An 11062-nucleotide genomic window follows, 5' to 3' on the forward strand; every position below is an offset into this window, starting at 1 on the left:
TGCCCTCTCGGGCACTCCGTTTCGCGGTAGCTTTTCCGCATGCGCAAGCTGATCACTGTCACCCTGGCCGCGATCGCGGCCGCCGTGCTGCTGCCCGCCACGGCGTCCGCGACGCCCGGCAGCGGCGTCACCGGCACGATCCTGGCCCAGAAGACCATCGGCCACACCGACTACACGCTGCGGGAGATCACCGTCCAGCCCGGCGGCTACACCGGCTGGCACTTCCACGACGGCACGCTCTACGCGTACGTGAAGTCCGGGACGCTGACGCACAACCTCGCCGACTGCAGCATCGACGGCGTCTTCGGCACCGGGCGCGCGTTCACCGAGAAGCCCGACCAGGTGCACATCGGCCGCAACCTCGGGTCGACGCCGCTGGTGCTCGAAGTCCTGTACGTGCTCCCGGCGGGCAGCCCGCTGTCGGAGGACGCGCCCGACCCGGGCTGCGGGTTCTAGCTGCTGAACCAGCCCGCCGCGTCCAGCCGGTACGCGGCGGGCCCGACGACCGCGCGCAGGTCGGTTTCGAGGGCGGCGATGCGCTCGGCGCCGACCGTGCGCGCCCAGTCGTCGCGCAGGTCGTCGAAGATCTCCGCGGACTTCCTCAGCGCGTCGACGCCGTGGTCGGTGAGCCGCACGATCTTGCGGCGCGCGTCGTCCGGGTCGTCGGCGCGTTCGGCGTACCCGAGCGCCTCGAGCCGTTCGACCGTCTTGCCCGCCGCCTGCTTCGAGACGCCGAGCCGGCGGCCGATCTCCGACGCCGTCGCGCCCTGGACGCCGATGGCCTGCATCGCGAAGCCGTACGACGGCCGCACGTCCGGGTGCCCGCGCCGCGCGAGCTCGGCGTGGAGGCGGTCGATGAGCGTGCGGAAGCCACCGAAGAGCAGGAAGGGCAGCTCGTAGCCGGGCGTGCCGGTCATCGCCCCTTGCTCTTTTCGACAACCAGGTTTACGGTTTCGACAACCACGTTGTCGATCCTACGTCTGGAGACGTCTTGTTCCCCGATCACACCCCGGAGTCTGCACCCCCGGCCGCCCGCCCGGCGATGGCGGCCACCGCGAAGAAGTTCGGCCGCGTCCCGTCGGCGGTCGCCCGCCTGGCGACGTCGCCGGAGCTGCTGAACGGCTTCCTCAAGCTCAACGCGATCTTCGAAGCCACGACGCTGCCGGCGCTGGACCGCGAGGTCCTGGTCATGACGGTGGCGGCCCGCAACGGGTGTCACCTGTGCGTGGCGATGCACACGGCTTCGCTGCTGGGCATGTCCGCCGCGCCGGAACTGGTGGCGGCGCTGCGAGCGCAGTCGCCGTTGCCTTCGCCGCGGCTGGAGGCACTGCGGGAGTTCGTGCACGCGGTGCTGGACACGACGGGCGACGTCCCGCCCGCGGAGCTGGCGGCGTTCACCGAGGCCGGCTACACGACCCGGAACGCGCTGGAGGTGGTGCTCGGGATCGGGACGTACACGCTGTCGACGTTCGCGAACCGGCTCACCGGCGCCCCGCTGGACGAGGCGTTCGCCGCGCACGAGTGGCACGCGGCCTGACGGTCGTGGGGCTGCCGCGGTGGCGGCCCCACGACCGGTGGGTCAGCCCTTCACCAAGGTGACGACGCTGGTGTCGTCGACCGAGACGTTGGAGTTGTAGACCGGGTCGAGCGCGGTCGCCTGGGTGACGACCTCCGCCTTCCCCTTCTGGAACGGCGTGGTGCCCGCCGGCACCGCGACCGCCGTCCACGGCACCGGGGCACCCGGCGTGCAGTCGGCCTGGGCCGAGTAGTTGCCGCGGATGATGACGTTGTGCTTGACCTGCGTCGCCGTCCCGCTGAGCGTGACCTTCGCCGCGGCGGTGCAGTCCACGGTGCCGTGCAGGTACGCGTTGCCGTTGAGCGTGCTCGCGGTGCCGTCCGTCGCCACCTTCAGCCCGATCCCGAGCTCCGGCGGCGCCGTCGGGTTCGCGATGTGCACCTCACCGCGAGCGGCGGTCGCGCCGCCCTCGCAGTGCTGCTCGAAGGTCGCGTCGAGCGTCTGGACGTAGCCCTTCGGCCCGAAGACGAGGTTCTGGACGGTGAACGTGCCGGTCAGGGTGTTGCAGCCCCGGCCGTTGCCGGACAGGTCCAGCCCCGGCGCGCCGGCCCCCTGGAAGGGCCAGCGGGTCGCGCCGTCGTAGGTGCCGGCGACGAGACCCGTGCCGCTGGGCGCGGCCAGGTCGAGCGACCACCAGTCGCTGTTGAACCCGCTGACGCTCACGGAGATGTGGTTGTGGTCCTCCGTCGCGTTGACGGTGAGCCGGTCCTTCGCGTCCGTCGAGTAGGCGTAGGTGCCGCCCCCGCTGATCCAGTCGCCCGGGTCGCCGCTGAACGACAGCGAACCCGAAGCGACCGTCTGCGCCTGCGCCGGCACGGCCCCCACGAGCACGGCGAGCACCGGCACCGCCACGACGGCGGCGGCTCGCTTCAAAAACCCTGAACCCTTCACAGGTTCCCCCTCGGGTGAGTTGGTCACTTGCCGATCCGCTTGTCGGTGGCACCCATACTTCCGTTACGCCCGATCGGGAGTTCTTCCTTTTCTGCCAACGATTTTCCGGTCGTCCATCGGATACCGACAAGAATCCCGGCGGGTGGGACACGACGGCCGCCGGAAAAAGTTCCGCGGCCCGTGTCCGGTCCGCCCCCGCCGCTCCGACCACGGGGTGACCAACCACCGAGAAGGAGTCGACATGGAGAACCTCGCCGGGCGGCGTGAGTGGCTGGGACTGGCGGTGCTCGTGCTGCCCACCCTGCTCGTCGCGATGGACATGACCTCGCTGTTCCTCGCGCTGCCGCAGCTGAGCGCCGGCCTCGGGGCGAGCGCCACCGAGCAGCTGTGGATCACCGACAGCTACGGCTTCGTCGTCGCCGGGTTCGTGATCACGATGGGCACCCTCGGCGACCGGATCGGGCGGCGACGGCTGCTGCTCGTCGGCGGCGGCGCCTTCGGGGTGCTCTCGGTCGTCGCCGCGTTCTCGACGAGCCCGGAGATGCTCATCGTGGTCCGCGGCGCGCTCGGCGTCGCCGGCGCGACGCTGATGCCCTCGACGCTCGCCCTGATCACCAACATGTTCCGCGACGACCGGCAGCGCGGGCGGGCCATCTCGATCTGGGCGACGTGCCAGTTCGCGGGCGGCGCGGCGGGTCCGGTGTTCGCCGGTTTCCTGCTCCAGCACTTCCCTTGGGGGTCGGTCTTCCTGGTGGCCGTCCCGGCGATCGCCGTCCTGCTGGTCGCCGGCCCGGTCCTGCTGCCGGAGTTCCGCGCCCCCGCGTCCGGCCGGCTCGACTTCGCCGGGGTGGGGCTGTCGCTGGCCGCGGTGCTGCTGATCGTGTTCGGCCTGAAGCAGCTGGCGGCCGGCGAGGTGGCGGTGCCGCTGGGCGCGATCGTCGCGGGGGTCGCGTTGGGCGCCGTCTTCGCGCGGCGGCAGCTCCGGACGTCGACGCCGCTGCTGGACCTGCGGCTGTTCCGGAACCGGCCGTTCACGGCGGTGCTGGTCGCGCTGGTGTTCGCGGGCGTGGCGATGGCCGGTGTCGGCCTGCTCGTGACGCAGTACCTGCAGAGCGTCCTGGGGTATTCGCCACTGACCTCGGCGATCCTGTTCGCGCCGATGGGCCTGGGCGTCGCGGCAGGGACGATGGCGGCACCGTCCCTGACCCGCTGGCTGCCCCCGGCAACGGCGATCGCGGGCGGCTTGCTGGTCTCCTCGGCGGGCGGCGTGCTGGTGGCCCTGACCGACGGTGCCGGGCTGGTCATGGTGGGCATCGCGGTGCTGACGCTGGGCACGGGCCCGCTGTTCGCGCTGGGCATCGGCTTGGTGATGGGAGCGGTGGAGCCGGAGCGCGCGGGCTCGGCGGCCTCGATGGCGGACACGGGCAACTACCTGGGCGGCTCTCTGGGCCTGGCGTTGATCGGCTTGACGGCGACGGCGGTGTACCACGGGGCGTTCCCGGCCGGAACGACGCTTGCGGCCGACGTCGCCCGCCCGGAGGTGGCGGACCAGGCTCGCGACGCGTTCACGACGGCGTTGAACGTGACGGGCGTGATCGCGGCGGCGCTGTTCGCCGGGCTCGCGCTGCTGGTGCGGACGATGAGCCGCACGAAGGCGCCGGAGCCGGCGCTGGCGGGCTGACACCGGAAGGTCTCGGGGCACCGCTCCGCTCGGTAACGATGCCGACACCTGCGTCCGGACGTCGTAACGGACGTACGACCGAATGCGAGTCCGGTGGTTACCGACCGAGTCAGGAGGAGCACCGATGACCGACGTGAACCCCAAGGGACCCGAGGAAGATCGACGCCCGGCATCGCCGCTGCTCTCGGCTGCGCTGTCCCCGGTCGTGATCACGCTGTTGATCGTGACGTCGTCGATCGTTTCGGGGCGAGCCCAGTTCAGCCTGGACTTCCCCTGGACGACCTGGGTCGTACTGGGAGCGGGGCCGCTCCTCGCGTTCGTCGCGGTGCTCTACACGGCGTTCCGGCTCCGCGGGCGCACCCGAGCACCGGACGACGGCGGGAAACCCGACCAGTCGGTCGTCGGCGTGCGGGCGGTGGGCTGGGCCGGCCTGATCCTCGCGGCGTTCCTCGGAGCGTCCGTCTCGCTCCGGACGCCGGTCTGGATCTTCGTGCTGGTTCTCGAGTCCCTGGGCGTCGTAGCCATCCTGGCCGCCGCCGAGCTGTCGACCCGCGGGCCGGCAAGACGCACGAAGCCCCCTGCCGCCGAACCCGAGGAACCGCCCGAAGACCCGAACCTCGCCGGTCTCCACCGCGACGTGGTGGCAGCGGCGAGGACCTACCACCGGTCGGCGAGACGGTGGGCCCAGGTCAACTACACCCTGGGCTTCCTGACCGCCCTGTTCGCCGGAGGTTCGGGCGTCACCGGCCTGTCGTCTGCCTCAGGCACGCTGAAGACGGTCTTCGCCATTCTCGCCGTGGTCGGGGCCGCCCTCACCTCGTTGGCCACGACCCTCAAGACCAGCGAGTCCTACGCCAACGCGAAACTGATCGCCGACAAGCTCGACGTGCTGGCCCGGGAAATCCGGTGGAGTGTGTCACTCTCCGGCCCCGACTCGAGCTTCAAGGACTACGTCAAGAGGTTCAACGAATTGACGACGACCAGCCCCCAGGCGCCGACACCGCAGCCGCCTCCGCCTTCGCCTCAACCCCCGGCCCAGGCGCCGGTCCAGGAATGAGCTACACGGCGGATGATGTGGTGGGCGCAGCAGGGTTCGAACCTGCGACCGCTCGGGTGTAAGCCGAGTGCTCTTCCGCTGAGCTATGCGCCCGGGCGGCGGCGGCCCTGAACGAACCGCCGCCGGGGAAACTCAGGCCGTCAGTTCGGCCACGGCCTTCTTCCAGCCCTGCTGGTCGCGCGCCTCGCCCGGTGCGTTGACCTCGGCGAACCGCACGACGCCGGACGTGTCGATCAGGAACGTCCCGCGCACGGCCAGGCCGGCGTCGGAGTTGAACACCCCGTACGCCTTGGCCACCTCGCCGTGCGGCCAGAAGTCGGACAGCAGCGGGAACTGGTAGCCCTCCTTCTCGGCCCACGCCTTCAGCGAGAACGGCGTGTCGACCGAGACGCCCAGCACCTGGACGCCCTTGCCGTCGTAGTCCGCGAACTCGTCGCGGAGCTGGCACAGCTCGCCGGTGCAGATGCCGCTGAACGCGAACGGGTAGAAGACCAGCAGGACCGGCTTGTCGCCCCGGAAGGACGACAGCTGCACGGGCTGCTTGTTGTAGTCGTTGAGCGTGAAGTCAGGGGCCTCAGAACCGACCTCGACGGTCATACCGCGTTTCCTCTCCCGTACGGACACGTGCCTGCGACGACAACCCTATCGTGTCAGCCGGGCGGGACCTGTTCAGCGCTGCTTGGACTTCGACTTCGGGGAGACCAGGCGTGTCCCGATCCAGTTCGCGCCGACGCTGATGTTGGCGGTCTGGGCCAGTCCGACGGCCGGCACGGCTTCGGCGATCTCGCTCGGCTCGACGTGTCCCGGCTGCCCCGTCTTGGGGGTCAGCACCCAGATGACGCCGGTCTCCTCCAGGGGGCCCCTGGCGTCGATGAGCGCGTCGCCCAGGTCGCCGTCGTCCTCGCGCCACCAGAGCAGCACCACGTCGATGACCTCGTCGGCGTCCTCGTCGAGGATGTCCCCGCCGATCTGCTCCTCGATCGCCGCGCGGACGTCGTCGTCGACGTCCTCGTCCCAGCCGATCTCCTGGACCACCATCTCGGGCTTGATGCCGAGCCTCTCGGCGACGCTGCTCTGATCAGCGTCTCCCGCGGCGACCACTGCTTTCACTCCTCCAACTACGACGGAGTGTGGCGCCCGAGCACCCCCGAGAGGGTACGGCGGCGCCACACTCGGCGACCCGGTTGCCGATAGCGAACACTGGTAGGGCTCCGCGCGCAACCGTCCACACCGGATCTTTGACAACTCGTGTCGCAGGATACGGCCCGCGACCGGGCCTCCGCGAGAGCGTTTCGGGTGCCTCGCGAGACCGGTCTGCCACCCCATCGGGTGCCGTCCCCTAGGGTGGGGGAGAAGAAAACGCGCGCGCGATACACCGCGCGCGGGGAGTGGCTCGACCGGGTCGGCCGATGTTACCGCCAAGTAGCGGTGCGGAAGCCGGGACGGAAGACGACGATGGAGAGTCGTACACCCCCGAGTACGAGCACCACCGGCTACAACTTTTCGCAAGGAGACCCCTTGGCCCCGCAGAACGACGGCGCCTCCGGCAAGGAGACCCCGGCACGCGTACGCGTCATCCGTGACGGACTGGCGGCGCACCTGCCCGACATCGACCCGGAGGAGACCGCCGAGTGGCTGGACTCCTTCGACGAGGCCCTCGCGAGGGGCGGGCAGCAGCGGGCCAGGTACCTGATGCTGCGCATCCTCGAGCGCGCCCGGGAGCGGAACGTCGGCGTCCCGGCGCTGACCTCGACGGACTACGTCAACACCATCCCCACCGAGAACGAACCCTGGTTCCCCGGTGACGAGGACATCGAGCGCCGCTACCGCGCGTGGATCCGGTGGAACGCGGCGATCATGGTGCACCGCGCGCAGCGCCCCGGCGTCGGTGTCGGCGGTCACATCTCGACCTACGCCTCGTCCGCCGCGCTCTACGAAGTGGGCTTCAACCACTTCTTCCGCGGCAAGGACCACTCCGGCGGCGGCGACCAGATCTACATCCAGGGCCACGCCTCCCCCGGCATCTACGCCCGCGCGTTCCTCGAGGGGCGCCTCTCCGAGTCGCAGCTCGACGGCTTCCGCCAGGAGTACAGCCACGCCGGCGAGGGCGGCGGCCTGCCGTCGTACCCGCACCCGCGGCTGATGCCGGAGTTCTGGGAGAACCCGACGGTGTCGATGGGCCTCGGCCCGATGAACGCCATCTACCAGGCCCGGTTCAACCGCTACCTGCGCGACCGCGGCATCAAGAACACCGACGACCAGCACGTCTGGGCGTTCCTCGGCGACGGCGAGATGGACGAGGCCGAGTCCCGCGGCCTCATCCACGTGGCCGCCGGCGAGGGCCTCGACAACCTGACCTTCGTGATCAACTGCAACCTGCAGCGGCTCGACGGCCCGGTGCGCGGCAACGGCAAGATCATCCAGGAGCTGGAGTCGTACTTCCGCGGCGCCGGCTGGAACGTCATCAAGGTCATCTGGGGCCGCGAGTGGGACTCGCTGCTGCACGCCGACCGCGACGGCGCGCTGGTCAACCTGATGAACGTCACGCCGGACGGCGACTACCAGACGTACAAGGCCAACGACGGCGCCTTCGTCCGCGAGCACTTCTTCGGCCGCGACCCGCGGACGAAGGACCTGGTCAAGGACCTCTCCGACGCCGACATCTGGAACCTCAAGCGCGGCGGCCACGACTACCGCAAGGTCTACGCGGCCTACAAGTCGGCGCTGGAGCACCACGGCCAGCCGACGGTGATCCTGGCCCACACCATCAAGGGCTACGGCCTGGGCCCGGCGTTCGAGGGCCGCAACGCCACGCACCAGATGAAGAAGCTCACCCTCGACGACCTGAAGCTGTTCCGCGACTCGCAGCGGATCCCGATCAGCGACGAGGAGCTCGAGCGCGATCCGAAGCTGCCGCCGTACTACCACCCGGGCGCGAACTCGCCCGAGATCGAGTACATGATCGGCCGCCGCAAGGCGCTCGGCGGCTTCCTGCCGGAACGCCGCCCGAAGGCCGCGAAGGCGCTGGTCCTGCCCGGCGACAAGGTCTACGAGGGCATCCGGAAGGGCTCCGGCAAGCAGGAGGTCGCCACGACGATGGCGTTCGTCCGGCTAGTCCGCGAGCTGGCGAAGGACTCCGAGATCGGCAAGCGGGTCGTCCCGATCATCCCGGACGAGGCCCGCACCTTCGGCCTCGACTCGATGTTCCCGACGGCCAAGATCTACAACCCGCACGGCCAGACGTACACCTCGGTCGACGCGAGCCTGATGCTGGCCTACAAGGAGTCCGAGAAGGGCCAGCTGCTGCACGAGGGCATCAACGAGGCGGGCTCCACCGCGTCGTTCACCGCCGTCGGCACGTCGTACGCGACGCACGGCGAGCCGATGATCCCGATCTACATCTTCTACTCGATGTTCGGGTTCCAGCGCACCGGTGACGGCCTCTACGCGGCCGCCGACCAGATGGCCCGCGGGTTCGTCCTCGGCGCCACCGCCGGCCGCACCACGCTGACCGGTGAGGGCCTGCAGCACGCGGACGGGCACTCGCTGCTGCTGGCGGCGACCAACCCGGCCGCGGTGGCCTACGACCCGGCGTGGTCGTTCGAGATCGCGCACATCGTGAAGGACGGCCTGCGCCGGATGTACGGCGAGACCGGCCCGGACGGCAACGGCGAGAACGTCTTCTACTACATGACGATCTACAACGAGCCGTACCAGCAGCCCGCCGAGCCGGAGAACCTCGACGTCGACGGCCTGCTGAAGGGTCTGTACAAGTACGCCGACGCCCCGGAGGGCGACGGTCCGGAGGTGCAGATCCTCGTCTCGGGCGTCACGATGCCGGACGCGCTCAAGGCGCAGAAGCTGCTGGCCGAGGAGTGGGGCGTGCGGGCCGCGGTGTGGTCGGCGACGTCGTGGACCGAGCTGCGGCGCGAGGCCGTCGAGATCGACCACGACAACCTGCTCTACCCGGGCAGCGAGCCGCGCGTGCCGTACGTCACCGAGGCGCTCAAGGGCGCGAACGGGCCGGTCGTGGCGGTGTCGGACTGGATGCGCGCGGTGCCGGACCTGATCCGCCCGTACGTCCCGACCGACATGCTGACGCTGGGCACGGACGGCTTCGGCTTCTCCGACACCCGGCCCGCCGCGCGGCGGAAGTTCCTGGTCGACGCCGAGTCGATCACGGTCGGCGCCCTGTCGATCCTCGCCAAGCGCGGCGAGGTCGACCAGGCGAAGGTCCTCGAAGCGGCCACGAAGTACCGGCTCGACGACATCGCGGCCGCCGGGCCGCAGACGTCCGACGCCGGGAACGCGTGACCTGGTGCTAGAAAGGACCCGGCAGACATCTGATGTCTGCCGGGTCCTGTTCGCCGTGCAGGCTGTGCAAGGGAGTTGATGAAGGTGACGAAGCGCCGGCTGCCGAAACCGGACGAGCTGAAGCAGATCCTGCGGCCGAAGCCGATCGTGCTGAACCCGACCGAACGGCGGCTGGCGAACGCCCACACCATCGCGGACCTGCGGATGATCGCCCGCAAGCGCACCCCGCGGGCGGCGTTCGACTACACCGACGGCGCGGCCGAGCTCGAAGACAGCCTGCGCCGCGCCCGGCAGGCCTACCGCCGGATCGAGTTCCACCCGAACGTGCTGCGCGGAGTGTCCGATGTGGACACCACGCGGGAGATCCTCGGGAAGACCTCGGCGCTGCCGTTCGCCTTCGCCCCCACCGGGTTCACCCGGATGATGAACCACGAGGGCGAGGCCGCCGTCGGCCGCGTCGCGCAGCGCAACGGCATCCCGATGGGCCTGTCGACGATGGCGACGACGTCGATCGAGGATCTCGCCGCGGCGGCGCCCGAGGCCCGCAAGTGGTTCCAGCTCTACGTCTGGCGCGACCACGGCGCCGGCGAAGATCTGATGAATCGAGCGTGGGCGGCCGGCTACGACACGCTGATGCTGACCGTGGACACCCCAGTCGGCGGGGCGCGCCTGCGCGATGTCCGCAACGGCCTGACCATCCCGCCGGCGCTGACGCTCAAGACGTTCCTCGACGGCGCGATGCACCCGGCCTGGTGGTTCAACCTGCTCACCACCGAGCCGCTGAACTTCGCCTCGCTCAGCCACTTCGACGGCACGGTCGCCGAGCTGCTGAACAAGCTGTTCGACCCGACGCTCAACTTCGACGACCTCGACTGGGTGCGCCAGACCTGGCCGGGGAAGCTCGTGGTGAAGGGCGTGCAGAACGTCGACGACGCCCGTGACGTCGTGAAACACGGCGCGGACGCCGTCCTGCTGTCCAACCACGGCGGCCGCCAGCTCGACCGCGCCCCGACGCCCCTGGAGCTGCTGCCCGCGGTGCTGGACGAGATCCAGGGCGGCGCCGAGGTCTGGATCGACACGGGCATCCTGTCGGGCGGCGACATCGTCGCGGCCATCGCCCGCGGCGCCGACGCCGTGCTGATCGGCCGCGCGTTCCTGTACGGCCTGATGGCCGGCGGCGAGCGCGGTGTCCAGCGGTGCGTCGACATCCTGCGGACGGAGATGGTCCGCACGATGCAGCTGCTCGGCGTCCGGACGCTGAAGGACCTGACGCCGAGCCACGCCACGCTGCGTTAGATGTGATGTTCAGGGACGTTGTCCCGAGTTGAGGTGACTGGTGGCGGCCTGTCGCACAGACAGGTGAAGGCCTCCGGATGTGAAGTGGAGCTGTCTAGGAACCGCTTCACCGACCGGAGGCCTTCATGTCCCACCCTAACGCCACCCTGACCCCACGCACCCGACTCCGACTTGCCCGCCTGATCGTCGAAGAGGGCTGGAGCTGCGCCGCAGCAGCGAAGATGTTCATGGTCGCTGCCAAGACCGC

At 70.2% G+C, this 11062-nt stretch carries 10 protein-coding genes, 1 tRNA gene and 1 pseudogene; 7 read left to right on the forward strand and 5 right to left on the reverse strand.

Annotated features, from left to right (window positions below; genetic code table 11):
• Window positions 1–39: 39 nt before the first annotated feature.
• Window positions 40–456 (forward strand): cupin domain-containing protein, encoded by a 417-nt coding sequence (locus AB0J40_RS46685; RefSeq protein WP_364466996.1) that lies wholly within the window; start codon window positions 40–42, stop codon window positions 454–456.
• Here the strand turns inward: AB0J40_RS46685 and AB0J40_RS46690 are convergent.
• Entirely contained in the window at window positions 453–917 is a 465-nt protein-coding gene (locus tag AB0J40_RS46690) for a MarR family winged helix-turn-helix transcriptional regulator (protein WP_364466998.1), read from the reverse strand. The genes AB0J40_RS46685 and AB0J40_RS46690 overlap by 4 nt on opposite strands.
• Before the next feature lie 125 nt (window positions 918–1042).
• Between AB0J40_RS46690 and AB0J40_RS46695 the strand changes: the two genes are divergently transcribed.
• Window positions 1043–1537: a carboxymuconolactone decarboxylase family protein gene (locus tag AB0J40_RS46695; protein ID WP_364467010.1), complete on the forward strand. Its 495-nt coding sequence runs from the start codon at window positions 1043–1045 to the stop codon at window positions 1535–1537.
• Window positions 1538–1579: 42 nt separating this feature from the next.
• Here the strand turns inward: AB0J40_RS46695 and AB0J40_RS46700 are convergent, their stop codons facing one another.
• Window positions 1580–2449 carry a hypothetical protein gene (locus AB0J40_RS46700; RefSeq protein WP_364467000.1) on the reverse strand — a complete coding sequence of 290 codons (870 nt, stop codon included), beginning with the start codon at window positions 2447–2449 and terminating at the stop codon, window positions 1580–1582.
• A 259-nt stretch (window positions 2450–2708) separates the two neighbouring features.
• On the opposite strand from AB0J40_RS46700, the gene AB0J40_RS46705 reads away from it, so the two are divergent.
• Together AB0J40_RS46705 and AB0J40_RS46710 are read left to right on the forward strand one after the other, a co-directional pair.
• Window positions 2709–4148, forward strand: coding sequence for an MFS transporter (locus AB0J40_RS46705; protein ID WP_364467001.1), 1440 nt, complete (start codon window positions 2709–2711; stop codon window positions 4146–4148).
• Window positions 4149–4272: 124 nt separating this feature from the next.
• Window positions 4273–5205: a hypothetical protein gene (locus AB0J40_RS46710; protein WP_364467003.1), complete on the forward strand. Its 933-nt coding sequence runs from the start codon at window positions 4273–4275 to the stop codon at window positions 5203–5205.
• An 18-nt stretch (window positions 5206–5223) separates the two neighbouring features.
• Here the strand turns inward: AB0J40_RS46710 and AB0J40_RS46715 are convergent.
• From AB0J40_RS46715 to AB0J40_RS46725, 3 genes are all read right to left on the reverse strand, one after another.
• Window positions 5224–5298: transfer RNA gene (locus AB0J40_RS46715), tRNA-Val, on the reverse strand.
• A gap of 39 nt (window positions 5299–5337) precedes the next feature.
• On the reverse strand, window positions 5338–5802 hold the full coding sequence (locus AB0J40_RS46720; protein WP_364467004.1) for a peroxiredoxin: 465 nt from the start codon (window positions 5800–5802) through the stop codon (window positions 5338–5340).
• 72 nt (window positions 5803–5874) lie between these two features.
• Window positions 5875–6306: a DUF3052 domain-containing protein gene (locus tag AB0J40_RS46725; protein ID WP_364467006.1), complete on the reverse strand. Its 432-nt coding sequence runs from the start codon at window positions 6304–6306 to the stop codon at window positions 5875–5877.
• A gap of 417 nt (window positions 6307–6723) precedes the next feature.
• Here AB0J40_RS46725 and aceE point away from each other — a divergent pair, with 417 nt between their 5' ends.
• From aceE to AB0J40_RS46740, 3 genes and pseudogenes are all read left to right on the forward strand, one after another.
• Window positions 6724–9519, forward strand: coding sequence for a pyruvate dehydrogenase (acetyl-transferring), homodimeric type (gene aceE / locus AB0J40_RS46730; RefSeq protein WP_364467008.1), 2796 nt, complete (start codon window positions 6724–6726; stop codon window positions 9517–9519).
• A gap of 84 nt (window positions 9520–9603) precedes the next feature.
• Window positions 9604–10815: an alpha-hydroxy acid oxidase gene (locus AB0J40_RS46735; RefSeq protein ID WP_364467012.1), complete on the forward strand. Its 1212-nt coding sequence runs from the start codon at window positions 9604–9606 to the stop codon at window positions 10813–10815.
• Window positions 10816–10940: 125 nt separating this feature from the next.
• Window positions 10941–11062, forward strand: a pseudogene (locus AB0J40_RS46740) (IS481 family transposase); the annotation flags it as partial.

Source organism: Amycolatopsis sp. NPDC049691, assembly GCF_040675005.1.
GTDB lineage: Bacteria > Actinomycetota > Actinomycetes > Mycobacteriales > Pseudonocardiaceae > Amycolatopsis.

What these genes read in the sequence shown, in the direction of transcription:
- AB0J40_RS46685 (WP_364466996.1), top strand. Translation starts at nt 40, where the DNA reads ATGCGCAAGCTGATCACTGTCACCCTGGCCGCGATCGCGGCCGCCGTG.
- AB0J40_RS46695 (WP_364467010.1), top strand. Translation starts at nt 1,043, where the DNA reads ATGGCGGCCACCGCGAAGAAGTTCGGCCGCGTCCCGTCGGCGGTCGCC.
- AB0J40_RS46705 (WP_364467001.1), top strand. Translation starts at nt 2,709, where the DNA reads ATGGAGAACCTCGCCGGGCGGCGTGAGTGGCTGGGACTGGCGGTGCTC.
- AB0J40_RS46710 (WP_364467003.1), top strand. Translation starts at nt 4,273, where the DNA reads ATGACCGACGTGAACCCCAAGGGACCCGAGGAAGATCGACGCCCGGCA.
- AB0J40_RS46690 (WP_364466998.1), bottom strand. Translation starts at nt 917, where the DNA reads ATGACCGGCACGCCCGGCTACGAGCTGCCCTTCCTGCTCTTCGGTGGC.
- AB0J40_RS46720 (WP_364467004.1), bottom strand. Translation starts at nt 5,802, where the DNA reads ATGACCGTCGAGGTCGGTTCTGAGGCCCCTGACTTCACGCTCAACGAC.